The following is a 25,849-nucleotide window of genomic DNA, read 5'->3' as shown; positions in this document are numbered from 1 at the left end:
TCCGGCTCACTCCGAGACCGCGACGTAGCGCCAGTCGTCGTCCTCGGGCGTCTCCTGGTCGTCGAGGTCGACCTCGACCCCGGGCAGCGCCGCGCGCACCCGCTCGATCATGGCGTCGGTCAGGAAGTGGTGGTGCAGGTCGAGCTCGCGCAGATGGGTCAGCGGCTGGCCCGCGAGCAGGCTCTCCGCGCCGTCGTCGGTCATGACGCCCATCGCCAGACTCAGCGTCTCCAGCCGCGCGACGACCGGCGCCCCGGCCACCGCCCCGGCGATCTCGTCCTGGAGCTCGGAGTTCTCCAGGCCGAGGTGCTTGAGCGCGGGCAGCCGCTCCCCGCTCAGCAGCGGCGCGAGATCGGCCACCGTGGCGTCACCGCCGTACTCGGTGACGCCGAGCCACAGGTCGAGCCGCTCCAGCGCGGGCAGCTCGCTCGCGCCCACCGAGCGCACCACGCCCGCCGGCAGGCCGCCGGCCTCGAACCGCAGCACCTTGAGGACGTCGCTCTTGAACGGCTCGAGCCGCAGCCCCGTCCCACCCCGCACCTCGAACCGCTCCAGCAGCGGGAACGCCGCGAGCAGGGGGCTGATGTCGGTGTGCTCGATCCACGAGATCTCCGACTCCTCGCCGGTGATGTCGCCGAAGAACAGCGCGCGCAGCGCCGGGAACCGGTGCGCCTCGTCGACCAGCAACTTCACCGGGTCGGTGTCGACGGTGTCGTACGAGGCGCCCCAGTAGCCGATGACCAGGGCGGTCACCTGGGTCGTGTCCACCCGCTCCAGGAACGCCGCGAAGATCTCGTCGAACGGCTTCTCGTCGAAGCCCGTCCGGACCGCCCAGGCGACCTCTCCCGCCGCGGGAAGGTCGGTCTCCGGCCCTGTCTCCTCGTTGAAGGACTCCACCCGGAGTCCGCCGTACTCCACGAGGTGTTCGTACACGCCCATGCGTTCCCTCTCACAGATCGTCGGGTCCCTGGTCTATCAGGAACGGACGACAAACCCGCACCGAACCGAGCGAACCGCTCCAGCACGCCCCGCCCGCCTAGTCGAGGTAACCGACGTGACCCTCGTCGTCCATGTCGAGGGACCCTCTGGGGATCACGCAGAACTCGTTGCCCTCGGGGTCGGCCATGACGAGAAATCCCCCCGCCTCGTACCCGGGCACGCGGCGGCCGCCCAGGTCCTCGATCCGGCGTTGCTCGGCGACCGGATCGGCGACCTCCACGTCGAAGTGCGTGCGGTTCTTGCCGGGCGTCGGCTCGTGCACCCGCTGGAAGCCGACCACCGCGGCCCCCTCCCGGCGCCGGAGCCAGACGTACGGGCCCTTCTCCGCGGCCACCGGCGTCCCGAGCACCTCCGCCCAGAACTCGGCCAGGCGCCGCGGCTCCCTGGAGTCGATCACGATGGCACCGATCGTCGGCTTTTCCATCCCTTCATGGTGTCAGCCGCCCGGTCGCCGGCTCGGACAGCGCCGGCGCCGGGAGGGGAACACGATGATCGCTCTCCGTGCGGCCCGGCTGTTCGACGGCGTCGGTTCCGTGCTGTACGACGCCACCGTGCGGATCGCCGGCGGGCGGATCACCGCGGTCGACACGGGCCGTCCTCCCGCCGGCGCCACCGACCTCGGCGACGTGACGCTGCTGCCCGGGCTGATCGACGCCCACCTGCGTCTGGGACTTTGTGTGGCGGTGGCCGTCGGGGGCGTGCGAGGGTTGGGGAGTGATCACCTCGGAGTGGGGTTCGGGCCTGCCCCCCGAGGCGCGGGCTCGGCTGTCGCAGGCCCGTGCCGGCCGCACCTGGACCTCGTACCTGTCGGTCGGCGAGTTCGCCTCGCTGCGCGCCGCGGGCTTCGAGCCCGTCGGCGCGGTCATGGGCAGCACGGTGCTCGGCCTCGGCGTGTGGTCCGACCGTCCGGGAGGCTGCGGCTACCGGCCCGAGCCCACGAAGGTCGAGTTCGATCGTTCCGGCCGGCCCGTCCCCGCCCACGACCGTCTCGGGCGGCCCCTTCCCACCTCGGTCACCATCACGACCAGGAAGCGGGCCGGCTCGGGCGGCTACTACACCTACGTCAAGGCCCTCTCCCGTGCCCGGCGGACCGCCCTGGAGCGGATGGCCGCCGAATGCGAGGCGCTCGGCGGTGACGGGGTCGTGTCCGTACGGCTGGACGTCGCCCCGTTCCTCGACGTCGTCGGCCAGTTGGAGTTCCGGGCGACCGGGACCGCCGTGCGGGCTCACGGGAAGGTCCGGCCGGGCCGGGTCTTCCTGTCGCACACGTCCGGCCAGGAATTCGGCAACCTGATCGCCACCGGCTGGGTGCCGGTCGACCTGGTCTTCGGCGCGTCGATCGGGATCCGGCACGCCGACGAACGGACCGAGGAGGAGATGCGCGCCTCGGCCCCGGCGCGTGAGGTCGACGGCCCGACCGAACTCGTCGAACTCACCCGGCAGGACGCCCGCCGGCGACTTCTCGCCGATGTCGGGCGGACCGGCGCGGAGGGTGCCGTGTTGTCGGCCGTGGACCTCGAAACGCATGAACGGTCCTGCCCGGTCGGCGGCGGCACCAAGGACCACATGGTGAAGTCGACGTTCGTCGGCACCTCGATCACCGCGTTCCAGACTGATCACCAGATGCCGCCTTCGCTGCCGTTCATGCGACTGTGACCAGGAGGAGTGAATGAAGGACCCGGCCGCCCAGGGGGTGCCCGCCGACGCGATGGCCCGGCTGGCGGAGCTTCGTCCCGGAGAGCCCGGCGGACTGTTCACCAGCGACCTGTCCGTCAACGAGTTCCTGCTCGTGCGGGAGGCCGGGTTCCGGCCGCTCGGCCTGGTCCTGGGCAGCTCGATCTACCACGTCGGCATCCAGGTCGGCCGGTGGGGCAAGAACATGGAGCTCGATCAGCTCTCCAGCGCCCTGTACCACGCCCGGGACCTGGCGATGACCCGCATGGAGGCCGAGGCCGACGAGCTCGGCGCGGACGGGATCGTCGGCGTCCGGCTGCGCGTCGAGTTCCGGGAGTTCGGCAGCGACATGGCCGAGTTCATCGCGATCGGCACCGCGGTCAAGGCCGAGGACCAGAGCATCACCTGGCGCAACAACAAGGACCAGCCGTTCACCTCCGACCTGAGCGGGCAGGACTTCTGGACGTTGATCCAGGCCGGCTACGCGCCGCTGGGCATGGTGATGGGGACCTGCGTCTACCACGTCGCGCACCGTCGCATCACCTCGGTGTTGCGGAACGCCGGGCAGAACGTGGAGATCCCCGAGTTCACGCAGGCGTTGTACGACGCGCGGGAACTGGCGATGGCGCGCATGCAGGCCGAGGGGCGGCAACTGGAGGCCGAGGGCATCGTCGGGGTGGAGCTCCGCCGGCTTCACCACAGCTGGGGCGACCACACGATGGAGTTCTTCGCGATCGGCACCGCGGTGCGGCCGCTGCGCGACGATCACACGATCGCCAAGCCGCAGCTGGTGCTGGGGCTGGACCGCTGATGTCCGATGCCGTGGACGACTTCCACGAGGTGGCCGCCGCGCTGCGGCAGGACTCGGCCGACGTGGCCGCGTACGCGAAGGTGCTGACCACCACCCTGGCGGATGCGCTGCCGCCGGACTGCGTCACCGTGAAACGCGCCCGTTCGCTGGGCGCCCGCATGCGTGGGCGTGACGCGCGGGTGAGCCGCGTGATCGTACGGCTGGGCGAGTTCACGCTGTATCTGACCGACACGCGCGACCGGTGCGTCGCCGAGGTGCATCACGAGGTACGCGGGGTGGTGCTCTCCCGCGAGGAGGTCTCCATCGACGTGTGGATCGCCAGGCTCACCCGCGAGCTGGTCGCCTACGCCGAAACGAACGCCCGAGCCGCCGAGGCCCTGCGCCGCCTGATCACCGGCACCTGACGCCGAGCTCGTGGGGCGCGGGCATGCCCCTCACGCGATGCGGAGGCGGGTGATCTCCGCTCAGGCGTACGCCCCGGCCTTGATGTCGTTCACCAACGCGGCCAGCTCACGCCGCCCCACCACTAAACAGGCCCCGCCCGGATCCTTCGAATCCCGGATCAAGGTCACGTCCTGAACGTTGGTCGACAACTCAACACACTCGCCCTGGCCACCCTGGCTGTGACTGCTCTTGCGCCACTGAATGCGATCGACCATTGCGCCTCCCACCAGGAGTCGTAGCGCCCCGCCTTGACGCGGCCCAAGAAGGCGGCCAGCTCTGCCGCAGTCAACTCGAGACACTCGGCGGCAGGGTTCTTGGAGTCCCGCAGCAAGGTGACGTCATCGAGATTCGTGGACAACTCGACGCACTCACCGCCTTGGGTGCTGCTCCAGCTGCTCTTGCGCCAGTGGATCATTGGGATGCTCCAGCTACAAGTCGTAGCGGCCCGCCTTGACGTCGTTCAGGAAGCCCGCCAGCTCACCCGCCGTCAACGCCAGTCGCGCCCCGGCGGGCTTCTTCGAGTCACGAATCAAGGTGACCTCGTCGACGTTGATGGACAACTCGACGCACTCGCCCTCGCCGCCATGCTGACTGCGGCTGCTTTTACGCCACTGAACCGTCATGCATGCTCTCCAGAATCCTCAGGATCAGGGCCATCGAGTCGAGATCGGACAAGGCTTTTGCGCATCTCGTACGCGAGGCAGGCGGCCATGCTCTCGCGTGGATCAATCGGCTCAGATGGGGGCATTTCCAAGGACCTCGCTTGCTATTACGCGAAGTAGCACCGGAACGTGTTCCCACCCTAATCCGAGGCCGTCACTCTACGGAGGCAGATCGAATCAGAACGCGACCACTTCGAGGTTTCAGGCGATGCGAAAAGCCTTCATGTGCTGCTATCTGGCCACTCCCGGCGCGGTCGGGATCGCGCGCAAGGCCGCTGAGCTCGCCGTTCTCGGCTGGGGCGTACACCGGGGCACCGCCGACGACGTCGGGCTGGTGGTGTCGGAGCTGCTGACGAACGCCGTGCGGGCCTGCCCGCACACCGAGGTGCGCGTCGCCGTGGAGTGGAGCGCGCCGGACGCCGTGACGGTCGAGGTCTGGGACTCCTCGCCGAGGCGGCCGGTGGAACGGCGTCCGGCAGGGATCGACGAGGGCGGCCCGGACGATCCCGGCGGGCGTGGGCTCGGGATCGTCCAGGCGCTCGCGCGGCACTGCGGCAGCCGCCCGGACGGGAACGGCAAGACCGTCTTCGCCGTGATCGGTGTCGGCGGGCCGGTGCGTTGAGACGCCGGGGTTCCCCCGTGCGGGGGATGCCGGAGGGCCGCGCGGGGGAAGCCCGGGGGCCGCGCGAACGTGATCGTGGTGGGCATGAGCAAGAAGGTGAAGGTCAAGCTGTTGGTGCTCGCCGCCATGACGGTGGCCATCGCGGTGGCGATGCTGGCCACGGGAGGTTCGTGATGACCGCCGTACTGGACGCGCCCGTGAAGGTCCTCCGCACGACCAAGGGGCCGGTGCCGCGGTGGGCCGACTGGGCGGCGCAGGCGACGCTGTGGTGTGCGGCGCCGTCGGGGATCTGGCGGATCCTCTTCGGGCTGGGGCTGCCGGTGGGGTTCACCGGGGCGCAGGACCCGAGCCAGGGGCCGGGCTACATGTTGCCGTACGTCATCGCGCTGACGGCGTTCTCGGAGGCGGTGGCGTTCCTGAGCATGGGGCTCGTCCGGTGGTGGGGCGAGACCTGGCCGGGCTGGGTGCCGTTCCTGCGCGGCAGGGAGATCCACCCGCTGGCGGCGATCATCCCGGCGAGCCTCGGAGCGCTGGCGTTGATGGCGATCTGGACGCCGCTGATGTTCGGCATGGGCGGTACGGCCGACCCCGACTTCCCGCACGGGGCGAAGGCGGTCATCTTGTACGTCTGCTACCTGCCGCTGGTGGCCTGGGGCCCGCTGCTCGCGGCGGTGACCGTCGCCTACGCGATCCGGCGGCGCAGGTACGGCTGAGCCGCACGGACCCGCCCGCTCAGGACGGCTCGGCGGGCTGCTCCATCGGGTCCATCGGGAGCGGGACGGGCACGACCTTGCGGCGGAAGCGCCGGGGCCGCCGGGCGCGGGTGTCGTCCCGGACGTACAGCCCGACGGAACGGCGGGCGACGAGCCGGGAGAACGACCGGGTCCGCGGCTTGAGCGGGTCGCCGCCGGACGCGGTGCGGAAGCTGACGAGGAAGAAAAGGAAGAAGAGCAATATGACGCTGGCGATGACACTGGTCACGATCAGCACTGGGGGGCTCCGATCTGCTCAGCCGGTGCGCTGTCCACCGTGGAATCCCCCTTTCCTCCTCGATCATGCACGCCGAGACCCCCGGGACAGGGAAAGCTCCCCGGAGGTCTCACACGTGACGGCTCGAACGGCAGGTCAGGCGGCCGGGAGCACCGAGCCCTGGTACTTGTCGGTGATGAACTTCTTCACCTCGGGCCCCTGGAGCAGCTCGACCAGCTTCTTGATCTGCGGGTCGTCCTTCTTGTCGGCCTTGGTGACGATGCCGTTGACGTACGGGTTGCCCTCGGCCTTCTCCAGCGCCAGCGCGTCCTTGGCCGGGTTCAGCTTGCCCTCCAGCGCGTAGTTGCCGTTGATGACCGAGGCGTCCACGTCGTCGAGCTGGCGGGGCAGCGCGGCGGCGTCGGTGGGCTTGAACGTGATGTCCTTGGGGTTGGACGCGACGTCCTTCTCGGTCGCGGTCTCGCCCGCGCCCGGCTTGAGGGTGACCACGCCGTTGTCGGCGAGCAGCTTGAGCGCCCGCGCGAGGTTGGACGGGTCGCTGGGCAGCGCGACGGTGGCGCCCTGCTTCAGCTCGGCGAGGTTCTCGACCTTCCTGGAGTAGACCCCGAGCGGCTCGAGGTGGACGCCCGCGACGAACTCCAGCTTCTGCCCGGTCTTCTGGTTGGACTCGGTCAGGTACGGCTTGTGCTGGAAGTAGTTGGCGTCCAGCTGCCCGTCGTTGAGCGCCGGGTTCAGCTGCTCGTAGTTGCTGAACTCCTTGACGTCCAGCGTGATGCCGGCCTTCTCCGCCAGGTTGTCCTTGACGTACGTGAGGACCTCGGCGTGCGGGACGGAGGTGGCGCCGACGGTGAGCTCGTCGTCGGACTCGGCGTTGCCCGAGCCGCAGGCGGCGAGCCCGAACAGCAGTCCGGCGGAGGCGATGGCGACGGTTATCTTGCGCAGCACGAGGAGTGCCTTTCTCGCTTGGTGATCAGTTGCTGATCGGTGAGGTGGGTGAAAGAAGGTCATTTGTGGCTGAGGCGGCGCACGAAGAAGTCGCCGATCAGCTGGATGATCGCCACCAGCACGACGAGGAGCGCGATGATCACCAGCATCATCGTGACCTCGAAGCGCTGGTAGCCGTAGCGGATGGCCAGGTCGCCGAGGCCGCCCCCGCCGATCGCGCCCGCGATGGCGGAGTAGCCGATCAGCGCGATGACGGTGATGGTGAGCCCGGCGATCAGGCCCGGCCTGGCCTCGCGGAGCAGCACCTTCCAGGTGATCTCCCGGCGCGAGGCGCCCATCGCCCGCGCCGCCGAGATCACGCCCGGGTCCACCTCGCGCAGCGAGGTCTCGACCAGCCGGGCGTAGAACGGGATGGCGGCGACGACCAGCGGCACGACCGCGGCGGTGGTGCCGATGGAGGTGCCGACGACGAACCGGGTGAACGGGATGATGCCCATCATCAGGATGACGAACGGGATCGACCGGCCCACGTTCACGATCAGGCCGAGCACCGCGTTCACCGGCCGTGCGGCGAGCAGGCCGCCCCGGTCGGTCAGCACGAGCAGGACGCCGATCAGGATGCCGCCGAGCGCGGTGAACAACGTCGACCACAACGTCATCTGCAGGGTCTCGAGGGTGCCCTGGCGCAGCAGCGGCGCCATGTCGGTCCAGGTCATTGCGCCGCCTTGTCTGGACCGAGGAGGGAGGAACGACCGACGAGGGAGGACATGGCGTAAAAGCGCCATGGCCCGGAGCGGCGGAGCCGCGACCATGAGAACCTCACGAGAGCACCTCCTCGGGGGTCCGGGGGGTGCCGGTCTCGCCGTGCACCTCGACGGTGAGGCCCGCCTCCCGCAGGTGGGCGAGCTGGGCGGCGTTGATGTGCGGGTCGCCGGGCAGTTCGATGCGCAGCCGGCCGACGCGGGTGCCGCCGATCTCCTCGACGGCGCCGCCGAGGATGTTGACGTCGATGGCGTAGGTGCGGGCGAGGGTGGAGACGAACGGCCGGTCGGCGCTGTCGCCCTCGAACGTCACGTCCGCCACGGTCGTCCCGGCGCGCACCGTGGCCGCCGGGAGCGGGAACAGGCCGCGGGCCAGCTCGGAGCCGGGCTTGAGGAGCAGGTCGCGGACCTTGCCGGACTCCACGACGCGTCCCTCGCGCATGATCGCGGCCGAGTCGCAGATGCGCTTGACCACGTCCATCTCGTGCGTGATGAGCAGCACCGTGAGGCCGAGGCGGCGGTTGAGGTCGCGCAGCAGCTCCAGGATCGAGGCGGTGGTCTCGGGGTCGAGCGCCGAGGTGGCCTCGTCCGACAGCAGCACCTTGGGACGGCCGGCGAGCGCGCGGGCGATGCCGACGCGCTGCTTCTGCCCGCCGGAGATCTGCGCCGGGTAGGCGTCGGCGTGCTCGGTGAGGCCGACCAGGTCGAGCAGCTCGGCGACCCGTTCGGCGCGTTCGGCCCGGGGCACGCCCATGACCTCCAGCGGGAACGCGACGTTGCCGGCGACCGTGCGGCTGGACAGCAGCCCGAAGTGCTGGTGGATCATGCCGATGCCCTGCCGGGCCTTGCGCAGCGCGCCGCCGGAGAGGCCGAGCAGGTCCTGGCCGTCGACGACGACACCGCCGGCGTCGGGGCGTTCCAGCAGGTTGACGCAGCGGAGCAGGGTGCTCTTGCCGGCACCGCTGCGGCCGAGGACGCCGAAGATCTCACCCTCGCGGACGTCGAGGTCGACGCCGTCGACGGCGGCCACCTCACGGCCACGCGTGCGGTAGACCTTTCGGAGTTTTTCGATCTGGATCAAGGGAATTCATCCGTGCGGAAGTCCCCGCCGGAAGGCGGAGCGGGTGATCAGGACAGGACTGCTGCGCGCCGGGCCGGTCTAGGCGCGGCCGGGCGGCCACGGCGCATGGCTCAGCAGATGGAGTTCGAAGATCATGTGCGGCTCAGGCTCAGGGTGGGAGTTCGCTCGCTTCGGGGCGCGAGGCTCAGGCAGGGGCCCTCAGCGGTCACACATTCGCCGACAGCACGCACGGCGCGCCGCCCGCGGGGTTCGCGGGGCGCGCATCAGGGAGTGGCGTACGTCGATCATGATGTCATCAGTAAACCCGCTCGACACAGATGACGCAAATCGATCGCACCCCCTATGACCTGCGTCACCGTGCCTTCGGGTAGCCGACGAAGGCCGATCCCGAGCCGGCCCGTGCCCACGCCCAGCCGCGCTGGGCGCCGACGGGGCCGCCGCCGGGATCGACCCCGGCGTCGCCGGTGGGGACGCCGCCGGGTCGCCGCCCGGACAGCGAGCCCTCACCGTCGCAGGTGATCAGATGAGGTGAAATCAGCCGAGTCCGCCGTTTAGAGTTGGGTCTCGACATCGGGCCCGCTTCCGGATGCTGGGGGAGGGCCCTTTCCGCTGTCTGGAACGATCAAGAGGTCCCCGGAGATGACCGACCACGAGCTGCACGACGAGCTCCTCCGGCTGCTGCGCGACGGGATACCCCAGTCCGCCCCCGCCGAGTTCGACGACGAGACGGGCTTCCTGCCCCTGGGGGTCGACGTGGACGGCGACGTCGGCGTCGTGACGTTCCTGTGCCGCGAGCCGGTCGGGCTGTTCATCGAGGGCACCGCGTTCCACCGGCGGCACGGCGAGTGGATGGAGCTCGGCGGCGGCGGCGGGTCGGCCCCCGAACGCCCGCTCGCCCGGCGCACCGCCGACGAGCTCGGCGGCCACCACATCGTCACCTACGGCACCGGCAAGACGGTCCGCAACGCCGACCGGCTGCTGCCCTGGGGCGCCAAGTGGGTCAGCCAGGTGCGGCTCCAGGTCTCGGCCGAGGTCGCGCGGCTCCGGGTCGGGCACCGGTACGTGACCGTGCCCGCGCACGGCCACGCGGTCGTGGTCTGGGGCGCGCGGCGGGCGCCGCTGGTCGAGGCCCTCGCGGAGGACGACTCGGTCCTCTCCTCGCTCGACCTCGGCGTCGCCTTTGGACCGCTCCCCACCTCCGCCTGACGAGCTTTTCCGGTATCTGAAAGCCTCCTCACCAGCCCGTAAACCAATTCGATTACATACGGTTATTAACGATCACTAACTGTGTTAGCTTCCCGTCACCGGAAACCCAGTGACGGGAGGTGTCCATGGGTTGGCGAGCGTTGTTGGCATGGAATCCGTTCGGCACGATGATCGCCGGTGCCGCGATCATCCTCGGCGGTCTGGGGCTGGTCATCGGCGAGGAGGTCAGTCAGGGCATGACCAACAGCCTGGCCGGTCATGCCAACGTGATCGCCCACCTGTGGGGCGCGATGTTCACGATCGGCGGGCTGCTCAACCTCTACGGCCTCTACGCCCGCCGGCTGCTGATCGAGGTGCCCGGGCTCTACCTGATCACCGGCGGCTACGCGTTCTACTGCCTGACCGTCATCACCGGGCTCAAGACGCACGGGCTGGCCGCGGGCACCATCTCCGGCGCGCTCACCATCGGGTGCGTGCTCAAGGCGCAGGCCATCATGGGCCGCGCCCGTGCCGTCTCCCGCGAGGGCGGTGAGGCGGCGTGAACACCACCGACATCATCGTCTCGATCGCCCAGGTGGCCGCGGGCGGCACCATCGTCCAGGCCATGGTGGCGGTGTTCCGGCGGCGCGGCGAGCTGCGCCAGCTCGAACGGCAGAACGAGTCCGTCGCGGTCGACACCGCCGACCAGCTCGTGGGCATGCTGCGGCGCGAGCTGGTGGAGAGCAAGCAGGAGCTCGCCGACGTCAAGCAGGACCGCGAGAACCTCCAGCGCCAGGTCGGCTCGCTGAGCGAGCACGTCTCCAAGGTCAGCGCCGACCTGGCGGTGGCGCGCGCCGACATCAGCCGGATGCGCGACACCGCCTCCTGACCGCGCGGCCAGGCCCTGGTCAGAGGCCCGGCGTGGTCGCCGGCAGCTCGCGGTGGCGGGTCGCCTGCTCGTAGGCGTAGCCCATCCCCAGCAGGGCCGGCTCGGCGAACGGGCGTCCCAGCAACTCCACCCCGACCGGCAGCCCGTTCGCGGTGAAGCCCGCGGGCACGCTCAGCGCCGGGAAGCCGCTGAACGCCGACAGCCGGCAGTTGAGGTACGACTGGGTCTCGCCGATCACGGTCGCCGGGCGCGTGATGGTCGGGTAGACGACCGCGTCCAGGCCCTTCTCGCGCATCAGGGCGTTCAGCCGCTGCTGGAGCAGGTCGCGCTGCCGCAGCTTCTCCTCGTACGACGGGTTGGGCAGGGCCGGGCTGTTCACCCAGGCCTTCAGGGTCGACAACACGCTCGGCGTCACCTGCCCGGAGGCGGCGATGTCGGCCAGCGTCACCTGGTCGTACGGCGCCTCCAGCCCGGCCAGCCAGGCCGGGCCGCCGCGGGCGGACGACGCGAGGTAGGCGTTGAGGTCGCGTTCGAACTCGTCCCGCACCCGGTTGGCGCCCGCCGCCGCGGTGAGGATCTCCGGCTGCGGCCCGAGCTCCACCACCCGCGCGCCGAGCCGTCCCATCTGCGCCACCGCCGCGCGGACCCGCGCCGTCGTCTCCTGCTCGTCCGAGGTCGCCGTCGCGAAGTAGTCGGTGAAGACCCCGATGCGCTTGCCCCGCAGCCCGCCGGTGCGCAGCCCCTTCTCGTAGCCGCGCGGCACCTTCCCCAGCGACGCGCGGGTGACCGGGTCCTTCGGGTCGTACCCGGCGGTCGCGTCCAGGACCAGCGCCACGTCGCGGACCGACACTCCGATCGGCCCCGCCACGTCCTGCGTGCCCGCCAGCGGCGCGACCCCGTCCCTGCTCGACAGGCCCATCGTCGGGCGCAGCCCGACCAGGTTGTTGTGCGCCGCCGGGATCCGGATCGACCCGCACGTGTCGCTGCCCATTCCCACCGGCGCGAACGCCGCCGCCACGGCGGCGCCCGTCCCGCCGCTCGACCCGCCCGGGTGCCGCGCCGGGTCGTAGGGGTTGCGCGTCTGCCCGCCCAGCGAGCTGATCGTGTAGATGTTCATGGCGTACTCGTGCATGTTGGTCTTGGCCAGCACGATCGCGCCCGCCTTGCGCAGCCGGCGGATCTGCTCGGCGTCGTCCGGCGGCCGCAGGTCCTTCAGCGCGACCGAGCCGCTCGTGGTCGGCATGTCGTGCGTGTCGAAGTTGTCCTTGATCACGATCGGGATGCCGTGCAGCGGCCCGCGCACCCGCCCGGACCGCCGTTCGGCGTCCAGGCGCGCGGCCTCCTCCCGCGCCCGCCCGTTCACGCCGATGACCGCGCTCAGCGCGGGCCCCCGCTTGTCGTACGCCTCGATCCGGCGCAGGTAGGCGTCGACGAGCTGGACGGACGTGACCCGCCGCTTCGCCAGCAGCTCACGGAGGTCGCTGACCCCGAGCCCGGCCACCTGCGGAACGCGGTGGCCCGGCTTGGCCTGGGCGGGGGTCGGCATGAGGGTGACGGTCAGAGCGGCGGCGGCCGTGAACGCGACCAGCGGTCGGAGTGGCATTCAAGATCCTTTCCGGGGATGTCCGGAGCGTAAAGGATCAACGATTTCGGTGCCGTTGCCGTCACGTTTCGAATGCGTTGTCAGTGCCCGTCAGTGCCCGTCAGTGCCCGTCAGTGCCCGTCAGCGCCCGTCAGCCCGTCAGCGCCCCGTCAGAGCCAGCCGGCGTCCCTGGCGGCCCTGGCGGCGGCGTGGCGGTTGTCGGCGCCGAGCTTGGTGACGGCCGCGGACAGGTAGTTGCGGACGGTGCCCTCGGACAGGCCCAGGGAGCGCGCGATGCGGGAGACGGGGGCGCCGTCGGCGGCGGCCCGGAGGGTGTCGAGCTCGCGCGGGGTGAGCGGGCACTCCTCGGCGGCCAGGGCGTCGGCGGCGAGCTGCGGGTCGATGTAGCGGGCACCGGCGGCGACCTGGCGGATCACCTCGGCGAGGCGGGCGCCGGGGGCGTCCTTGCCGAGGAAGCCGCGGACGCCCGCGGCCATCGCGCGGCGGAGGTTGCCGGGGCGGCCGTGCGCGGTGACGATGACGAGCCGGCAGCCGGGCAGGTCGCGGGAGAGCCGCTCGGCCGCGGCCAGGCCGTCGAGGCCCGGCATGTCGATGTCGAGGACCGCCACGTCGGGGGCGAGCTTGAGCGCGCGGTCGACCGCGTCGTCGCCGCGGCCCACGTCGGCCACGACCTCGATGCCGTCCTCGGTCTCCAGGAGGAGGACGAGGGCCTCGCGGATCAGGGCGTGGTCGTCGGCGAGCAGGACGCGGATCATCGGGCGGCCGTCCCTTCCAGGGGCACGGTGGCGGAGATGCGGAAGGTGCCGTCGCCGTCCGGGCCGGCGGTGAACTCGCCGGAGGCGGCGGCGACCCGTTCGGCCAGGCCGTGCAGGCCGGTGCCGGGCGTGTGCGAGCGGCGGTCGGCGCCGTCGTTGACGATCTCCAGCCGGACGTGGGAGTCGGCGGTGAGGGTGATCTCGCAGTACGTGGCGCCGCTGTGCCGCAGGATGTTGGTCGCGGCCTCGCGGGCCACCCAGCCGAGCGGTTCGTGCACGTGGGCGGGCAGGTCGGGCACCTCGGGCCGCCCGCAGCGGATGCCCGCCGCCTGGAGGACGGCCGAGATGCCGTCCAGCTCGGTGCGCAGGGAGGTGGCGCGGTAGCCGCGGACGATCTCGCGGACGTCGTGGACCGCCGTCCGGGCCATCGTCTGGATCTCGGTGAGCTCCTTGCGGACCCGGGCCTGGTCGCGGTCGACGAACCGTTCGGCCACCTCGGCCCGCAGCGCGACCGCCTGGAGGCTGTGGCCCAGCACGTCGTGCAGGTCGCGGGCGAAGCGCAGGCGCTCCTGGCCCACCGCCGAACGGGCCAGCTCGGCACGGGCCTCCCGCAGCTCCTGGACGACGTGGAAGAGCCACACGGTCACGTACCCGGAGAACGCGGTGATCGGGAAGCCGACCGTCTGGTAGAGGATGCTCAGAACGGGCAGGCCGAGCAGCAGCCCGTACGCCGGGGTCAGCAGGGTGGCGGCGGCGGTGACGATCACGGCCGGGCGGAGCGGGAGGACGATGGCGACCAGGCCCGCCGGGACCATCAGCGTGTTGCCCCAGCCGTTCTCGCCGCCGAGAAGGGCCGGGAGCATCCAGCAGACCGCGGCGATCGCGGCCAGGCCCAGGCTGTGCGAGGGCGCGGTGCGCCGCATCAGGTTGAGCCACAGCAGCCGCGCGTAGAGCCCGAAGACCCCGGCGACGCTGACCGTCGCGAGCAGGAGGCGGCCCGGGTCGCGGCGCACGACGAGCTCGTCCCAGAACGCGGGCGCCAGCAGGCCGGTCAGCGTCACCAGCGTGAGCGCCACGATGGCCGCGGCGACCACGGTGGGCCTGGGGATCCTGGGCTGCACCCGCTGCTCCCGTCGGTCGGGGAGCCTCAGGGTATGTGACCGTTCCCCGGCCGGGCGCGCGCGCCGATCATCAGGCGGCGCTCGCGCGGACGGGGTCCCGGCCGACGGAGAGGCGCCCGTCGTCCACGACCCCGACCCTGTCCGCGCGACAGGCCTCGTCCAGGTCGTGGGTGGCCAGCAGCACCGTGACCCCGTTCGCCGCCACGAACCGCAGGATCCGCCAGATCCGGCGGGCGTCCGCCTCGTCCAGGCCCGCGGTGGGCTCGTCCAGGACAAGCACGTCCGAACGCCCGATCAGGGCCAGCGCCAGATCCAGCAGCCGCCGCTCCCCGGCGTCCAGCCGCTCGAACGGCACGTCCGCGAACCCGGCCAGCCCGGTCAGGCGCAGGGCCTCGTCGCGCGTCAGGGGGTCGGCCGTCCAGCGCCGCCAGGTGTCGACGACCTCGGCGACGGTCAGCCCCGGGAAGAGCCCGCCGTCGCGCCAGACCGCCGCCGCGGGCAGGGCGTCGCGGGCCGCGTACGGGTCGGCCCCGCGCACCCGTACCGTCCCCGAGGCGGCCCGCCGGTCCCCCGCCACGGCCTCCAGCAGCGCGGTGGTGCCCGCGCCGCGCCGCCCCAGCAGCGCGTAGATCTCCCCCCGGGCGACGGAGAACGAGGCGTCCCGCACGACCTCGCGCTCCCCCGAACGGATCTTCAGTCCCCGCACTTCGATCACCTTCGCCCTCATGACCTCCATGCTGCCGATCATGAGGGCGAACGTGCAGTCACGCCCGTCAGGAACCCCCGGTGAGGTTCGCGGGGCCGACCCGTGACAAATGTCAGGCGGGCAGGACCGGGCGGGCAGGACCGGGCGGGCAAGAGTCAGGGGGCGGGGCCAGGCGGGCAGGCTCAGGCCAGGAAGCCGGGGCCGAGGTCGGCGGGGCGGGTCACCCCGGCCAGGGTCATGGTCAGCTCCAGCTCCGCCTGGACGCAGCGCAGCACGTGCCGGACGCCCGCCTCGCCGCCGAGGGCCAGCCCGTAGGCGTACGGGCGGGCCAGCAGGACGGCCTTCGCGCCCAGGGCGAGCGCCTTGGCCACGTCGGAGCCGGTCCGGACGCCGCTGTCGAAGAGCACGGTGATCTGGTCGCCGACCGCCTCGACCACGCCGGGGAGCGCGTCCAGGGAGGCGATCGCGCCGTCGACCTGGCGGCCGCCGTGGTTGGAGACGACCACGCCGTCCATGCCCGCGTCCACCGCCTGCCGCGCGTCGTCGGGGTGCTGGATGCCCTTGAGCACGATCGGCCCGTCCCAGTGCTCCCGCAGGAACGCCAGATCGTCCCAGGTCAGCGAGGGGTTACCGAAGTTGGCCACCCAGTGCAGGATCGCCGTGTCGCGGTTGGCGTCGGTGACCGGGCCGCCGACCGCCTTCTGGAAGACCGGGTCGCTGAAGTAGTTGGCCACGCCGATGCCGCGCAGGAACGGCAGGTAGGCCTGGTCGAGGTCGCGCGGCCGCCAGGCCATGGTGAAGGTGTCGAGCGTGACGACCAGGGCGGTGTAGCCCGCCGCCTTGGCGCGCTCGAGGAAGCTGGCCGCCAGGTCGCGGTCCTTGGGCCAGTAGAGCTGGTACCAGCGCGGCCCGTCCCCGTTCGCCTCCGCGACCTCCTCCATCGTGTACGAGGCGGCCGTGCTCAGCACCATCGGCAGCCCCGCCGACGCCGCGGCGCGGGCGACCGCGAGCTCACCGTCCGGGTGGAAGATCGACTGCACGCCGATCGGGGCGAGCAGCACCGGCGCCGGCATCGGCGTCCCGAGCACCTCGACCGACAGGTCCCGTTCGGAGACGTTCCGCAACATCCTGGGAACGATCCTCCAGCGCTCGAACGCCGCGCGGTTGGCCCGCGCGGTCGCCTCGCTGCCCGCCGAACCCGCCACGTAACCGAACGCGCGGGCCGGCAGCCGCTCCTCGGCGAGCGCTTCGAGCCTGGTCAGGTCGGTCGGCAGTTCGGGCACGACCTCGCCCAGACCCTGCAGGTAGATCTCGTTCTGGAAGTCGGCCAGAGCACTCATTCGGAACCTCCTTCGCGGCGCGCCGGGACGGCTGAGTGTCAAACTGTCCCCGGGACCGGCAACAATGTCCCACATGGCACGACGCGGATCCCAAGCCCCTCCCCCGCCGCCGGACTTCGAAGAGAACATCATCGATGTCGATGTCTCCGAGGAGATGCGCGGCAGCTTCCTCGAGTACGCCTACTCGGTCATCTACCAGCGGGCGCTCCCGGACGCGCGCGACGGGCTCAAGCCCGTCCAGCGGCGCATCCTCTACTCGATGAACGAGATGGGCCTGCGGCCCGACCGGGGGCACGTCAAGTGCGCCCGCGTCGTCGGCGAGGTCATGGGCAAGCTGCACCCGCACGGCGACAGTGCGATCTATGACGCGATGGTCCGGATGGCCCAGTGGTGGTCCATGCGGATGCCGCTGGTCGACGGGCACGGCAACTTCGGGTCGATGGGCGGCGACGACCAGCCCGCCGCCATGCGGTACACCGAGGCGCGGCTGTCCCGCGCGGCCATGCTCATGGTCACCTCGATCGACGAGGACACCGTCGACTTCCGGCCCAACTACGACGGCCAGGAGATGGAGCCGGAGGTCCTGCCCGCCGCGTTCCCCAACCTCCTGGTCAACGGGGCGGCCGGCATCGCGGTCGGCATGGCGACCAACATGGCGCCGCACAACCTCGGCGAGGTGGTCGCGGCGGCGCGGCACCTGATCGACAACCCCGACGCGACGCTCGACGACCTGATGCGCTTCGTGCCGGGGCCCGACCTGCCGACCGGCGGCAAGATCGTCGGCCTGGACGGCATCCGCGACGCCTACGAGAGCGGGCGCGGCACGTTCCGCACGCGGGCGACCGCGCACATCGAGAGCGTGACGCCGCGCCGCAAGGGCATCGTGGTCAGCGAGCTCCCCTACGCGGTCGGCCCCGAGCGGGTCAAGGCCAAGATCAAGGAGCTCGTCAACGCCAAGAAGATCAACGGCATCGCCGACCTGAAGGACCTCACCGACCGCAACGTCGGGCTCCGGCTGGTCATCGAGATCAAGAACGGCTTCCACCCCGAGGCCGTGCTGGAGGAGCTCTACCGGCTCACGCCGATGGAGGAGACCTTCGGCATCAACAACGTCGCGCTGGTCGACGGCCAGCCGCGCACGCTGGGGTTGCGCGACCTGCTCCAGGTGTACGTCGACCACCGCATCGACGTGGTGCGGCGCCGGTCGATGTTCCGCCGCAAGAAGCGCGAAGACCGGCTCCACCTCGTCGACGGCCTGCTGATCGCCCTCCTCAACATCGACGAGGTCATCCAGGTCATCCGGCAGAGCGACGACGCCTCGCAGGCCAAGCAGCGCCTGATGCAGATCTTCGAGCTGTCGGAGATCCAGGCCCAGTACATCCTCGACACCCCGCTGCGCCGGCTCACCCGCTACGACCGGCTGGAGCTGGAGAAGGAGAAGGAGCAGCTGGCCCGCGAGATCGCCGAGCTGACCGCGATCCTGGAGTCGGAGACCAAGCTGCGCGCCCTGGTGTCCAGCGAGCTCGGCGACGTGGCCGCCGAGTTCGCGACCCCGCGCCGCACCGTTCTGCTGGAGTCGTCCGGCCAGGCCAAGACGGCCGCCGTGCCGCTCGAGATCGCCGACAACCCGTGCCTGGTGCTGCTGTCGTCGACCGGCCTGCTGGCCCGCACCGGCACGGCCGACCCGCTGCCGGTCGAGGGCTCGCGGTCGCCGCACGACGTGCTGGTCTCGGTGGTCCGCGCGACGGCCCGCGGCCAGGTCGGCGCGGTCACCTCGGCCGGTCGCATGATCCGGGTGGACGTGCTCGACCTGCCCGCGCTGCCGCCGACGTCCACACCGCCGTCGCTGGCGGGCGGCGCACCGCTGAGCGAGTTCGTGGTCCTGGAGGCCGGTGAGACCGTGGTCGGTCTCGGCGCGCTCGACGACTACGGCGGCGGGCTGGCGCTGGGCACCGAGCAGGGCGTGGTCAAGCGGGTGGTGGCCGACTATCCGGCCAACCGCGACGAGTTCGAGGTGATCGGCCTCAAGGACGGCGACCGGGTCGTCGGCGCGGTGCAGCTCGAGTCCGAGGAGATCGACCTGGTCTTCATCACCACCGACGCGCAGCTCCTGCACTTCCAGTCGTCCCTGGTCCGGCCACAGGGCCGCGCGGCGGGCGGCATGGCGGGCATCAAGCTGGCGTCGGGGGCCAGGGTGCTCTGGTTCGGCGCCGTCGACACCGAGTGGGACGCCCGGGTGGTGACGGTCTCCGGCTCGTCGGACGCCCTGCCGGGCACCCAGACCGGCGCCATCAAGATCGCCGACTTCGCCGAGTATCCGGCCAAGGGGCGCGCGACCGGCGGCGTGCGGTCGCACCGTTTCCTCAAGGGCGAGGACACCCTGATCCTCGCCTGGGCCGGCGTCACGCCGGTCCGCGCCGCCGCGACCACCGGCAAGCCGATGCAACTGCCCGAGGAGCTGGGCCGCCGCGACGGCTCGGGAGAGAAGCTGCCCAAGGCCATCGCCGCGGTCGGCGGCGCGCTCGGCCCGCTGGTCGAGGGCGATCAGCGCGGCGAGGCCGGTGCCGGAGCCGGCGCGGCCGAAGCCGAGGAGTAGGCCGGACGCACACGACGCCCGCGCCCCGCCCCCGCGCTCTGCGGGAGCGGGGCGCGGGCGCGCTCCGGAGACCTCACCCCGACCGGCATCGCCGCGGACGCGCGCGTCACCCCGCGCGCACTGCGGTACGCGCGGCGAAATCCACACCGCGAAACCCACACCGCGATGGGCACGGCCCGGATGCGAGACTGCCGGGATGTCATTGCGAAAGATCGTGCTGACCGGCGCGGCCGGACGCGTCGGATCGGCTCTGCGCGCACCGCTGCGCGAGATGTCGGCGACGCTGGTCCTGGTCGACCGGGTGCCGCTGGACGTCGCCGGGCCCGGCGAGGAGGCACACCAGGTCGAGGTGGCCGGGTCGGCGGACCTCGTCCCGCTCGTGTCCGGCGCGGACGCGATCGTGCACCTGGCCGGGGTGCCGGACGAAGCTCCCTTCCCCGACCTGGTCGAGGGCAACGTGCTCGGCACGCACCATGTCCTGGAGGCGGCCCGCCGCACCGGCGTGCGGCGCGTCGTGCTGGCCAGCAGCAACCGGCTGACCGGCTTCTACCCGACCGGCGAGACGGTCTCCCCCGACATGCCGCCGCGGCCGGACGGGCTGTACGGCGTGACCAAGGTGGCCGTCGAGGCGCTCGCCCGGCTGTACGCGGACAAGTTCGGGCTGGAGGTGGTCTGCCTGCGCATCGGCAGCTTCGAGATCGAGCCGTCCGAGCCGCGCCACCTGGCCACCTGGCCACCTGGCTGAGCCCGCGCGACTGCGCGGGCTTCGTCCGCGCGGCGCTCACCGCCGACGTGGGCTACCTGGCCGCGTACGCCGTCTCGGCCAACACCCAGCGGTTCTGGGAGCTGAGCGAGGAACTCGGCTACCGCCCGCTGGACGACGCCGAGGTGTACGCGCCCGGGATCGACGGCACGTTCACGATCGGCGACACGCCCCAGGGCGGTGAGTTCGCGAGCCGGGCGTTCACGCTCGGCCGGGCCGGGCTGCCCGAGTGAACGCCCGGGTCACTGCTCGATGTCGTCGGGCCCCCACAGGGCCTCCATCCGGGTGACCTTGCCGTCCTCGCCGAACGTCATGACGTCGATGGCGTGGATGCGCATGCCCATGGCGGGGACCTCGACGGTGAACGCCATGGCGGCCTTGTCACCGTGCGAGCCGCGGATCGGGCCGTCCAGCGTCAGCTTGGTGCCCACCGCCATCGCGTTCACGTAGAACTCGTCGATCGCGGCGCGGCCCTGGATCGGCGGGGTGCCGACCGGGTCCTCGATCACCGCGTCGTCGGCGAACAGCCCGGACACCGCGCCGGGGTCGGCGGCGTCGAACCCGTCGACGTACGCCTGCAGCACGGCCTTCATCTGCTCCTGAGTCGGCATGCCCGCCCCTTCGTCCCAACGGCCCGGTCGCACCGGCCCGGTCGCACCGGCGGGCCGCAGCTTACCAACCAACCGCTTGGTCGATCCAGCGCGGGCGGGCGGGCACCGGCGCGATCTTCACCCGCCGGTCCCCCGCCCGGGTGAGCACGGCCGCCGGGATCGGGCGCGAGAATGGACGGCATGGCGATCGCATCGTTCATGGTCCCGCTCGGGACGCCCGCACCCCCGTTCAGCCTGCCGTCCGCCGACGCCGGCATCGTCTCCCTGGAGGACTTCGCCGGCGCCCCGGCGCTGCTGGTGATCTTCCTGTCCAACCACTGCCCGTACGTGCGCCGCATCGAGGACGCGGTGGGCGCGGTCACGGCCGAGTACGCGGCGCGCGGGCTCGCCACCGTCGCCGTCTGCAGCAACGACGTGGCCAACTACCCCGACGACGGCGCCGACCACCTGCGGGAGCAGGCCAAGCGGGCCGGGTTCGGGTTCCCGTACCTCGTCGACGAGCCGCAGGACGTTGCGCGCGCTTACCGGGCGGCCTGCACGCCCGACTTCTTCCTGTACGACGGGGACCGGCGGCTCGCCTACCGCGGCGAGTTCGACGGGGCCCGGCCGCGCAACGACCTGCCCGCCGACGGCTCCTCCCTGCGCGCCGCGCTCGACCACGTCCTGGCGGGCGAGGCCGTCCCCGGACCGCACACGCCCAGCCTCGGCTGCGGCATCAAGTGGAAGCCGGGCGGCGAGCCGGCCTGACCGTTCGCCGGGCGGGGCCGGGTCAGTTCGCGCCGACGCGAGGGCGCGGAAGAGCCTGCTCGGCCTCAGGCACCTGCTCGGGAGCCTGCGCGGACTGCCGCGCCTCGGTCGCCCGCACCTGGTCCGGCGGCGCCTGCTGGGGCCGCAGACCGCGTTCGGCCGCGGCGGCGACCGCCTCGAGCAGCTCGGCGGGCCCGCCGGAGGCGTCCTCGTAGTGCCAGAAACGGATGAGCCGCTCACCCTCGGCGCCGGGGTTGAACCGGCCGAACGCGAAGCAGCCCGCGATGGCCATGCGGACGACGACCCGCTCGCCGTCGTCGATCTGCATGCAGTAGGAGGCCGCGTCGATGAGGCCGATCGCGGCCCGGGCGTTGCGCCCGTCGTCCCGCGTGTCGGCCCGGTTGATGCGCCATTGTGCGTACGGTCGCAGGTAATCCGCGATCATCCATGTCTTGGGCACGCCAACGTCCTCTCGGGGCTCACCGGACGGGGAGTCACTACCCATGGTGAGCCGACGTCCACGGAACGTCGGGTGATTTGACCCGTCCGTTGCCCGTTTCGGCCGCCCCGTTGACCCTGTTCTCCCAGGTCACGGGGAAGGACCGTACGCGTGGACCACGCGTGGCTGATCTGGCTTGCGGCCGCCGCCGTGCTCGGGGTCCTCGAGGTGCTCACCGTGACCATCGACCTCGGGCTGCTGGCGGCCGCCGCCCTGGCGGGCGCCGGGGCGGCGGGGCTCGGGCTCGGCACGCTCGGCCAGTTCGTCACGTTCGCCGTCGTCGGCGCGGCCGGGCTGCTGCTGGTCCGCCCGTACGCCAGGCGCCGGCTCGACCGCGTGCCGCCGCTCCGCACCGGCACGGCCGCGCTGGTCGGCCGGGAGGCCGTCGCTCTCGTGGACGTCGACCGCGGCCACGGCCTGGTGCGCCTCGGCGGTGAGGACTGGACCGCACGGCCCTACGACCCCGCGATGACGATCGCCGCGGGCACCCGGGTGGAGGTGCTGGCGATCGAGGGAGCGACCGCGCTGGTGCATCCGCGGGATGAGGAGTTGTCATGACCGGCTTGATCGTGGGCGCGGTGATCGCGCTGCTGATCGTGGTACTGATCGTGCGGGCGGTGCGGATCGTGCCGCAGTCGCACGCGTCCAACGTGGAACGGCTCGGCCGCTACCTGCGCACCCTCGAGGCGGGCCTGCACATCGTCATCCCGTTCGTGGACAAGGTGCGCCCGCGCATCGACCTGCGCGAGCAGGTGGTGTCGTTCGACCCGCAGTCGGTCATCACCGAGGACAACCTCGTCGTCTACATCGACACCGTCATCTACTTCCAGGTCACCGACCCGCGCGCGGCCGAGTACGAGATCGCGAGCTTCATCCAGGCGATCGAGCAGCTCACCACCACCACGCTGCGCAACGTGATCGGCGGCATGGCGCTGGAGGAGACGCTGACCTCGCGCGACACCATCAACGCCGGGCTGCGCGGCGTGCTGGACGAGGCCACCGGCAAGTGGGGCATCCGGGTCAACCGCGTCGAGATCAAGAGCATCGAGCCGCCGCCGACCATCAAGGAGGCGATGGAGAAGCAGATGCGGGCCGAGCGGGACAAGCGCGCGGCGATCCTCACCGCCGAGGGCGCCCGGCAGTCGGCGATCCTGACGGCCGAGGGTGAGAAGCAGAGCTCCATCCTGCGGGCCGAGGGCGACCGGGAGTCGCGCATCCTGACAGCTCAGGGTCAGGCCGGGGCGATCGAGACCGTCTTCGCCGCGGTGCACGCCGGCGACCCCGATCCCGCCGTCCTGGCCTACCAGTACCTGCAGACGCTCCCGCAGCTGGCCCGCGACGGCAACACGTTCTTCGTCATCCCGAGCGAGCTCACCACCGCCATGCGGAACCTCGGCAAGGCCTTCGAGAACGGAGCCCCCGACCGCTGAACGCGCCTCAGCCCGACGGGTCACGGCCGGGAGCACGACCGGAAGAGGCCAGCTCGTCGAGGTCGGTGAGCATCTGCTCGGCCAGGTCGCGTTCGGCCGCGTAGTAGCGGGTCGCCCACCGCGCCACCAGCTCGGGATAGGCCCATCCGGGCACGTCGGCCGCGGTCCGCCGGGAGAACTCGGCCTCGTCGCACAGGCGCTGGGCGTTGTCGCGGTGCTGCGCGACGATCTCGCGCAGCCGCTCCGGGGTCGCCAGGTGCCCGAGCCACACCCGCAGGGCCGCGCCGTGCTTGAGGACCGGCGGCTCGACCGGCGTGCCCTCCACCCACTCGGCGAGGGCGACCCGGCCGGGCCCGGTGATCGTGTAGACGCGCTTGGTGCGGGTGTCGTCACCGGTGATCGTGCGGGACGAGGCGTACCCGACCTGCTCGAGCCGCTTGAGCTCGGAGTAGATCTGGCTCATCGCCGGGCTCCAGTAGAAGAACCGCAGGCTGTGCTCGGCCCATTGCCGGACCTCGTAGCCGGTGAGCTCCTCGCCGAACGACAGGATCCCGAGCACCGCCCAGGCGGTGGCCGGCAGGGGCCGGTCTACTGATCGCGGCATGCCCGCAAGAGTAGCCATTGATCACCCGTCATGACCCGACTCGGGGTGACAAGATCCTGACAGATATTCCTGACAAATCTGGCACTGCGGCACAGGGTTCGGGCCGGCCCGGCGGTTCGCCCAGGCCGGGCACCGGCCGTCACTCGGCCAGGCCGTGCCGGAACGCGTAGGTCACGGCCTGTGCACGGTCGCGCAGGCCCGCCTTGGCGAAGAGGTTGTTGATGTGGGTCTTGACCGTCGCCTCGGTGATGAAGAGATCACCGGCGATCTCGGCGTTGGACCGGCCCTTGGCGATCAGCGCCAGCACCTGGGCCTCCCGGCGGGTGAGCCCGTCGGGCAGGTCGCCGTGCCGCTTCGGCCGTTGCTCCCCCGCCGCGACCGCCTCGACCAGGCGGCGCTGGACGGCCGGATCGAGCGGCGACGAGCCGCTCCGCACGGTCGCGACCGCGGCGGCGATCTCCTCGCCGCCGGCGTCCTTGGTCAGGTAACCGCGGGCGCCGGCGCGCAGCGCCGCGAAGATGGACTCGTCGTCGGCGTACGTGGTCAGCACGACGACCTCGATCCCGGGATGCGCGGCCTTGATCCGCCGGGTCGCCTCCACGCCGTCCACCCGCGGCATGCGCAGGTCCATGAGCACGACCTCGGGCGCCAGCTCGGCCGCCCGGGCGACGGCCTGCTCGCCGTCCGCCGCCGACCCGACCACCTCGATGTCCGGGAGCAGCTCCAGCAGCAGGATCAGGCCCTCGCGGACCACCGTCTGGTCGTCGACGACCAGCACCCGCGTGCGCTCGCCGCTCATGCGGGCACTCGCAGCTTCACTCGGAACCCCTCACCCTCCGGACCCGTCTCCAGCGTCCCGCCGATCAGCTCGGCCCGTTCCCGCATGCCCACCAGGCCGTAACCGCCGCCCAGGTCCGTCAGGGCCGCCTCGGTGCCGCCGGTGTCGATCACGTCGAGCTCCACGCCGCCGTCACCATAGGCCAGCAGGAGCCGCACCTGCGCGCCGGGGGCGTGTTTGCGGACGTTGGTGAGCGCCTCCTGGGCGGTGCGGATCACGGCCAGCCCGGACTGCGGCGACAGCTCGTGCGGCGTCCCGGTCACCTCGACCTCGCAGGACCGCCCGGTGCCGTCCCGGAACTCCTCGGCCAGCTCCGCCAGCGCCTCCTCGAGCCGCGGCGCGTCGCCGCGCAGCGTCGCCAGGGCCCGCCGGGTCTCCTCCAGCCCGGCGCGCGCCAGCCGCTGCGCACGTTCGACCCGGTCCAGGGCCTGGACGCGGTCGCCGTCCCGCGACAGCAGCAGCCGCGCGCCCTCTAGATGGACGATCTGCGCGGACAGCGAGTGCGCCAGGATGTCGTGGATCTCGCGGGCGATGTGCGCGCGCTCGTCCAGCACGAGCGTGTTGGCCTCGGCCCGCCGGGTGGCCTCCTGGGCCTGGACCCGCTGCCGGGTGGCCAGGGCACCGAGGCCGACCCCGCCGATCGCCGCCATCAGCCCGAAGTCGGAGTCCAGGCCCGCCGCGACCGCCGCCACCAGCGCCAGGCCCACGCTCCACCACACCGGCAGCAGGGTGACCAGCACCCACAGCGCGATCAGGGAGAAGACGAACCCCCCGTTCTGCCGTCCGGACAGCAGGTACAGGCCCAGCGATCCCGCCAGCGCGGCCGGCAGCAGCCCGATCGCGGTCCACCAGCGCCGCGAGCGCTCGCAGTGGCGGGCCGTCCGCGCCGCCCAGATGCCCACGGCCAGGGTTCCGATGGTCAGGACGTTGAGAACGACCAGGAGCAGGCCTTCGCCGTGCAGCGCGGGCCTGGGCTCGGAGTCGAACAGGTCCCGGACGTAGAACACCAGACCCCAGGCGAGGGACGCGGCGACGACGAGGCCGCGAAGCCACCGGGAGCCGGGCCGGAACCAGTCGGATCTCACACCCTGAAACTACCGACACCGGCCCTCCCCGGGATCGGCGCCGGGCTGGACGACGCTCTCTCCACCCCCGGGTGGACGGGCGGTGGCC

At 71.9% G+C, this 25,849-nt stretch carries 32 protein-coding genes and 1 pseudogene; 14 read left to right on the top strand and 19 right to left on the bottom strand.

What is annotated here, in order from left to right; translation table 11 throughout:
* Nucleotides 1-6: 6 nt before the first annotated feature.
* Both ABZ810_RS32055 and ABZ810_RS32050 read right to left on the bottom strand, forming a co-directional pair.
* Entirely contained in the window at nt 7-939 is a 933-nt protein-coding gene (locus ABZ810_RS32055; RefSeq protein ID WP_358409679.1) for an STM4015 family protein, read from the bottom strand.
* Between the two features lie 97 nt (nt 940-1,036).
* Nucleotides 1,037-1,423, bottom strand: coding sequence for a VOC family protein (locus ABZ810_RS32050; RefSeq protein ID WP_358409678.1), 387 nt, complete (start codon nt 1,421-1,423; stop codon nt 1,037-1,039).
* 290 nt (nt 1,424-1,713) lie between these two features.
* Between ABZ810_RS32050 and ABZ810_RS32045 the strand changes: the two genes are divergently transcribed.
* Genes ABZ810_RS32045 through ABZ810_RS32035 form a run of 3 tightly spaced genes read left to right on the top strand, consistent with a single transcriptional unit; the run spans nt 1,714 to nt 3,888 of the window.
* Complete coding sequence (locus ABZ810_RS32045) at nt 1,714-2,655, top strand: heavy metal-binding domain-containing protein (protein WP_358409677.1); 942 nt, start codon at nt 1,714-1,716, stop codon at nt 2,653-2,655.
* 13 nt (nt 2,656-2,668) lie between these two features.
* Nucleotides 2,669-3,484 carry a heavy metal-binding domain-containing protein gene (locus ABZ810_RS32040; protein ID WP_358409675.1) on the top strand — a complete coding sequence of 272 codons (816 nt, stop codon included), beginning with the start codon at nt 2,669-2,671 and terminating at the stop codon, nt 3,482-3,484.
* Nucleotides 3,484-3,888: a hypothetical protein gene (locus ABZ810_RS32035; RefSeq protein WP_358409673.1), complete on the top strand. Its 405-nt coding sequence runs from the start codon at nt 3,484-3,486 to the stop codon at nt 3,886-3,888. Before ABZ810_RS32040 ends, ABZ810_RS32035 begins: the two co-directional genes overlap by 1 nt.
* A gap of 60 nt (nt 3,889-3,948) precedes the next feature.
* Here the strand turns inward: ABZ810_RS32035 and ABZ810_RS32030 are convergent, their stop codons facing one another.
* From ABZ810_RS32030 to ABZ810_RS32020, 3 genes are read right to left on the bottom strand one after another with little or no spacing between them, the layout of a single operon-like run.
* Nucleotides 3,949-4,143 carry a DUF397 domain-containing protein gene (locus ABZ810_RS32030; RefSeq protein WP_358409671.1) on the bottom strand — a complete coding sequence of 65 codons (195 nt, stop codon included), beginning with the start codon at nt 4,141-4,143 and terminating at the stop codon, nt 3,949-3,951.
* Entirely contained in the window at nt 4,053-4,343 is a 291-nt protein-coding gene (locus tag ABZ810_RS32025) for a DUF397 domain-containing protein (RefSeq protein WP_358409669.1), read from the bottom strand. The genes ABZ810_RS32030 and ABZ810_RS32025 overlap by 91 nt, the downstream gene beginning before the upstream one ends.
* Before the next feature lie 13 nt (nt 4,344-4,356).
* Nucleotides 4,357-4,551 carry a DUF397 domain-containing protein gene (locus ABZ810_RS32020; RefSeq protein ID WP_358409668.1) on the bottom strand — a complete coding sequence of 65 codons (195 nt, stop codon included), beginning with the start codon at nt 4,549-4,551 and terminating at the stop codon, nt 4,357-4,359.
* A 247-nt stretch (nt 4,552-4,798) separates the two neighbouring features.
* Here ABZ810_RS32020 and ABZ810_RS32015 point away from each other — a divergent pair, with 247 nt between their 5' ends.
* Together ABZ810_RS32015 and ABZ810_RS32010 are read left to right on the top strand one after the other, a co-directional pair.
* On the top strand, nt 4,799-5,212 hold the full coding sequence (locus ABZ810_RS32015; protein WP_358409666.1) for an ATP-binding protein: 414 nt from the start codon (nt 4,799-4,801) through the stop codon (nt 5,210-5,212).
* 173 nt (nt 5,213-5,385) lie between these two features.
* Entirely contained in the window at nt 5,386-5,925 is a 540-nt protein-coding gene (locus ABZ810_RS32010; RefSeq protein WP_358409664.1) for a hypothetical protein, read from the top strand.
* 19 nt (nt 5,926-5,944) lie between these two features.
* Here ABZ810_RS32010 and ABZ810_RS32005 read toward each other — a convergent pair whose 3' ends face one another.
* From ABZ810_RS32005 to ABZ810_RS31990, 4 genes are all read right to left on the bottom strand, one after another.
* The gene (locus ABZ810_RS32005; protein WP_358409663.1) at nt 5,945-6,193 is read right to left on the bottom strand and encodes a hypothetical protein; all 249 of its coding nucleotides are present in this window, start codon (nt 6,191-6,193) and stop codon (nt 5,945-5,947) included.
* Between the two features lie 144 nt (nt 6,194-6,337).
* The gene (locus ABZ810_RS32000) at nt 6,338-7,147 is read right to left on the bottom strand and encodes a MetQ/NlpA family ABC transporter substrate-binding protein (protein WP_358409661.1); all 810 of its coding nucleotides are present in this window, start codon (nt 7,145-7,147) and stop codon (nt 6,338-6,340) included.
* 59 nt (nt 7,148-7,206) lie between these two features.
* Nucleotides 7,207-7,863 (bottom strand): methionine ABC transporter permease, encoded by a 657-nt coding sequence (locus ABZ810_RS31995; RefSeq protein WP_358409659.1) that lies wholly within the window; start codon nt 7,861-7,863, stop codon nt 7,207-7,209.
* Between the two features lie 103 nt (nt 7,864-7,966).
* The gene (locus ABZ810_RS31990) at nt 7,967-8,989 is read right to left on the bottom strand and encodes an ATP-binding cassette domain-containing protein (protein WP_358409658.1); all 1,023 of its coding nucleotides are present in this window, start codon (nt 8,987-8,989) and stop codon (nt 7,967-7,969) included.
* Nucleotides 8,990-9,628: 639 nt separating this feature from the next.
* Between ABZ810_RS31990 and ABZ810_RS31985 the strand changes: the two genes are divergently transcribed.
* The 3 genes from ABZ810_RS31985 (at nt 9,629) to ABZ810_RS31975 (ending at nt 11,063) form a co-directional block, all read left to right on the top strand.
* Nucleotides 9,629-10,195, top strand: coding sequence for a hypothetical protein (locus ABZ810_RS31985; RefSeq protein ID WP_358409656.1), 567 nt, complete (start codon nt 9,629-9,631; stop codon nt 10,193-10,195).
* A gap of 167 nt (nt 10,196-10,362) precedes the next feature.
* A complete protein-coding gene (locus ABZ810_RS31980) occupies nt 10,363-10,737 on the top strand; it encodes a hypothetical protein (protein WP_358409655.1) in 375 nt (124 codons plus the stop codon).
* Nucleotides 10,734-11,063 (top strand): hypothetical protein, encoded by a 330-nt coding sequence (locus tag ABZ810_RS31975; RefSeq protein WP_358409653.1) that lies wholly within the window; start codon nt 10,734-10,736, stop codon nt 11,061-11,063. The genes ABZ810_RS31980 and ABZ810_RS31975 overlap by 4 nt, the downstream gene beginning before the upstream one ends.
* Before the next feature lie 19 nt (nt 11,064-11,082).
* Here the strand turns inward: ABZ810_RS31975 and ABZ810_RS31970 are convergent, their stop codons facing one another.
* From ABZ810_RS31970 to ABZ810_RS31950, 5 genes are all read right to left on the bottom strand, one after another.
* Nucleotides 11,083-12,666, bottom strand: a complete 1,584-nt coding sequence (locus ABZ810_RS31970; protein ID WP_358409651.1) for an amidase family protein — start codon at nt 12,664-12,666, stop codon at nt 11,083-11,085.
* 149 nt (nt 12,667-12,815) lie between these two features.
* Nucleotides 12,816-13,421 (bottom strand): response regulator transcription factor, encoded by a 606-nt coding sequence (locus ABZ810_RS31965; RefSeq protein WP_358409650.1) that lies wholly within the window; start codon nt 13,419-13,421, stop codon nt 12,816-12,818.
* Nucleotides 13,418-14,542 carry a histidine kinase gene (locus ABZ810_RS31960; RefSeq protein ID WP_358409649.1) on the bottom strand — a complete coding sequence of 375 codons (1,125 nt, stop codon included), beginning with the start codon at nt 14,540-14,542 and terminating at the stop codon, nt 13,418-13,420. Before ABZ810_RS31960 ends, ABZ810_RS31965 begins: the two co-directional genes overlap by 4 nt.
* Before the next feature lie 70 nt (nt 14,543-14,612).
* Nucleotides 14,613-15,269 (bottom strand): ABC transporter ATP-binding protein, encoded by a 657-nt coding sequence (locus tag ABZ810_RS31955; RefSeq protein WP_358409648.1) that lies wholly within the window; start codon nt 15,267-15,269, stop codon nt 14,613-14,615.
* 161 nt (nt 15,270-15,430) lie between these two features.
* Complete coding sequence (locus ABZ810_RS31950) at nt 15,431-16,588, bottom strand: lactate 2-monooxygenase (RefSeq protein WP_358409646.1); 1,158 nt, start codon at nt 16,586-16,588, stop codon at nt 15,431-15,433.
* Nucleotides 16,589-16,661: 73 nt separating this feature from the next.
* Here ABZ810_RS31950 and ABZ810_RS31945 point away from each other — a divergent pair, with 73 nt between their 5' ends.
* The 3 genes from ABZ810_RS31945 (at nt 16,662) to ABZ810_RS31935 (ending at nt 20,180) form a co-directional block, all read left to right on the top strand.
* Nucleotides 16,662-19,184: a DNA topoisomerase IV subunit A gene (locus ABZ810_RS31945; RefSeq protein WP_358409644.1), complete on the top strand. Its 2,523-nt coding sequence runs from the start codon at nt 16,662-16,664 to the stop codon at nt 19,182-19,184.
* Nucleotides 19,185-19,380: 196 nt separating this feature from the next.
* Entirely contained in the window at nt 19,381-19,929 is a 549-nt protein-coding gene (locus ABZ810_RS31940) for an NAD(P)-dependent oxidoreductase (RefSeq protein ID WP_358409643.1), read from the top strand.
* A gap of 47 nt (nt 19,930-19,976) precedes the next feature.
* Nucleotides 19,977-20,180 (top strand): hypothetical protein, encoded by a 204-nt coding sequence (locus tag ABZ810_RS31935; RefSeq protein WP_358409641.1) that lies wholly within the window; start codon nt 19,977-19,979, stop codon nt 20,178-20,180.
* 9 nt (nt 20,181-20,189) lie between these two features.
* On the opposite strand, the gene ABZ810_RS31930 is transcribed toward ABZ810_RS31935, so the two are convergent.
* The gene (locus ABZ810_RS31930; RefSeq protein WP_358409640.1) at nt 20,190-20,558 is read right to left on the bottom strand and encodes a nuclear transport factor 2 family protein; all 369 of its coding nucleotides are present in this window, start codon (nt 20,556-20,558) and stop codon (nt 20,190-20,192) included.
* Between the two features lie 180 nt (nt 20,559-20,738).
* On the opposite strand from ABZ810_RS31930, the gene ABZ810_RS31925 reads away from it, so the two are divergent.
* Complete coding sequence (locus ABZ810_RS31925; protein ID WP_358409639.1) at nt 20,739-21,305, top strand: thioredoxin family protein; 567 nt, start codon at nt 20,739-20,741, stop codon at nt 21,303-21,305.
* Between the two features lie 22 nt (nt 21,306-21,327).
* Here ABZ810_RS31925 and ABZ810_RS31920 read toward each other — a convergent pair whose 3' ends face one another.
* The gene (locus tag ABZ810_RS31920; protein ID WP_358409638.1) at nt 21,328-21,765 is read right to left on the bottom strand and encodes a hypothetical protein; all 438 of its coding nucleotides are present in this window, start codon (nt 21,763-21,765) and stop codon (nt 21,328-21,330) included.
* A 150-nt stretch (nt 21,766-21,915) separates the two neighbouring features.
* On the opposite strand from ABZ810_RS31920, the gene ABZ810_RS31915 reads away from it, so the two are divergent.
* Together ABZ810_RS31915 and ABZ810_RS31910 are read left to right on the top strand one after the other, a co-directional pair.
* A complete protein-coding gene (locus ABZ810_RS31915) occupies nt 21,916-22,362 on the top strand; it encodes an NfeD family protein (protein WP_358409637.1) in 447 nt (148 codons plus the stop codon).
* Nucleotides 22,359-23,210, top strand: a pseudogene (locus ABZ810_RS31910) (SPFH domain-containing protein); the annotation flags it as partial. The gene ABZ810_RS31915 and the pseudogene ABZ810_RS31910, both read left to right, overlap by 4 nt.
* Before the next feature lie 31 nt (nt 23,211-23,241).
* Here ABZ810_RS31910 and ABZ810_RS31905 read toward each other — a convergent pair.
* From ABZ810_RS31905 to ABZ810_RS31895, 3 genes are all read right to left on the bottom strand, one after another.
* Complete coding sequence (locus ABZ810_RS31905) at nt 23,242-23,838, bottom strand: PadR family transcriptional regulator (protein WP_358409636.1); 597 nt, start codon at nt 23,836-23,838, stop codon at nt 23,242-23,244.
* Nucleotides 23,839-23,977: 139 nt separating this feature from the next.
* Nucleotides 23,978-24,637 (bottom strand): response regulator transcription factor, encoded by a 660-nt coding sequence (locus ABZ810_RS31900; protein ID WP_358409635.1) that lies wholly within the window; start codon nt 24,635-24,637, stop codon nt 23,978-23,980.
* On the bottom strand, nt 24,634-25,761 hold the full coding sequence (locus ABZ810_RS31895; RefSeq protein WP_358409634.1) for a histidine kinase: 1,128 nt from the start codon (nt 25,759-25,761) through the stop codon (nt 24,634-24,636). The genes ABZ810_RS31900 and ABZ810_RS31895 overlap by 4 nt, the downstream gene beginning before the upstream one ends.
* Between the last annotated feature and the right edge of the window lie 88 nt (nt 25,762-25,849).

This window comes from Spirillospora sp. NPDC047279, assembly GCF_040643285.1.
Lineage (GTDB): Bacteria > Actinomycetota > Actinomycetes > Streptosporangiales > Streptosporangiaceae > Spirillospora.
Note: the sequence above shows the minus strand (reverse complement) of the source record. Positions and strands in the feature narration are given on the sequence as shown.

What these genes read in the sequence shown, in the direction of transcription:
- ABZ810_RS32055 (WP_358409679.1), bottom strand. Translation starts at nt 939, where the DNA reads ATGGGCGTGTACGAACACCTCGTGGAGTACGGCGGACTCCGGGTGGAG.
- ABZ810_RS32050 (WP_358409678.1), bottom strand. Translation starts at nt 1,423, where the DNA reads ATGGAAAAGCCGACGATCGGTGCCATCGTGATCGACTCCAGGGAGCCG.
- ABZ810_RS32040 (WP_358409675.1), top strand. Translation starts at nt 2,669, where the DNA reads ATGAAGGACCCGGCCGCCCAGGGGGTGCCCGCCGACGCGATGGCCCGG.
- ABZ810_RS32035 (WP_358409673.1), top strand. Translation starts at nt 3,484, where the DNA reads ATGTCCGATGCCGTGGACGACTTCCACGAGGTGGCCGCCGCGCTGCGG.
- ABZ810_RS32030 (WP_358409671.1), bottom strand. Translation starts at nt 4,143, where the DNA reads ATGGTCGATCGCATTCAGTGGCGCAAGAGCAGTCACAGCCAGGGTGGC.
- ABZ810_RS32025 (WP_358409669.1), bottom strand. Translation starts at nt 4,343, where the DNA reads ATGATCCACTGGCGCAAGAGCAGCTGGAGCAGCACCCAAGGCGGTGAG.
- ABZ810_RS32020 (WP_358409668.1), bottom strand. Translation starts at nt 4,551, where the DNA reads ATGACGGTTCAGTGGCGTAAAAGCAGCCGCAGTCAGCATGGCGGCGAG.
- ABZ810_RS32015 (WP_358409666.1), top strand. Translation starts at nt 4,799, where the DNA reads ATGCGAAAAGCCTTCATGTGCTGCTATCTGGCCACTCCCGGCGCGGTC.
- ABZ810_RS32010 (WP_358409664.1), top strand. Translation starts at nt 5,386, where the DNA reads ATGACCGCCGTACTGGACGCGCCCGTGAAGGTCCTCCGCACGACCAAG.
- ABZ810_RS31995 (WP_358409659.1), bottom strand. Translation starts at nt 7,863, where the DNA reads ATGACCTGGACCGACATGGCGCCGCTGCTGCGCCAGGGCACCCTCGAG.
- ABZ810_RS31985 (WP_358409656.1), top strand. Translation starts at nt 9,629, where the DNA reads ATGACCGACCACGAGCTGCACGACGAGCTCCTCCGGCTGCTGCGCGAC.
- ABZ810_RS31980 (WP_358409655.1), top strand. Translation starts at nt 10,363, where the DNA reads ATGATCGCCGGTGCCGCGATCATCCTCGGCGGTCTGGGGCTGGTCATC.
- ABZ810_RS31970 (WP_358409651.1), bottom strand. Translation starts at nt 12,666, where the DNA reads ATGCCACTCCGACCGCTGGTCGCGTTCACGGCCGCCGCCGCTCTGACC.
- ABZ810_RS31965 (WP_358409650.1), bottom strand. Translation starts at nt 13,421, where the DNA reads ATGATCCGCGTCCTGCTCGCCGACGACCACGCCCTGATCCGCGAGGCC.
- ABZ810_RS31955 (WP_358409648.1), bottom strand. Translation starts at nt 15,269, where the DNA reads ATGAGGGCGAAGGTGATCGAAGTGCGGGGACTGAAGATCCGTTCGGGG.
- ABZ810_RS31950 (WP_358409646.1), bottom strand. Translation starts at nt 16,588, where the DNA reads ATGAGTGCTCTGGCCGACTTCCAGAACGAGATCTACCTGCAGGGTCTG.
- ABZ810_RS31945 (WP_358409644.1), top strand. Translation starts at nt 16,662, where the DNA reads ATGGCACGACGCGGATCCCAAGCCCCTCCCCCGCCGCCGGACTTCGAA.
- ABZ810_RS31940 (WP_358409643.1), top strand. Translation starts at nt 19,381, where the DNA reads ATGTCATTGCGAAAGATCGTGCTGACCGGCGCGGCCGGACGCGTCGGA.
- ABZ810_RS31930 (WP_358409640.1), bottom strand. Translation starts at nt 20,558, where the DNA reads ATGCCGACTCAGGAGCAGATGAAGGCCGTGCTGCAGGCGTACGTCGAC.
- ABZ810_RS31925 (WP_358409639.1), top strand. Translation starts at nt 20,739, where the DNA reads ATGGCGATCGCATCGTTCATGGTCCCGCTCGGGACGCCCGCACCCCCG.
- ABZ810_RS31905 (WP_358409636.1), bottom strand. Translation starts at nt 23,838, where the DNA reads ATGCCGCGATCAGTAGACCGGCCCCTGCCGGCCACCGCCTGGGCGGTG.
- ABZ810_RS31900 (WP_358409635.1), bottom strand. Translation starts at nt 24,637, where the DNA reads ATGAGCGGCGAGCGCACGCGGGTGCTGGTCGTCGACGACCAGACGGTG.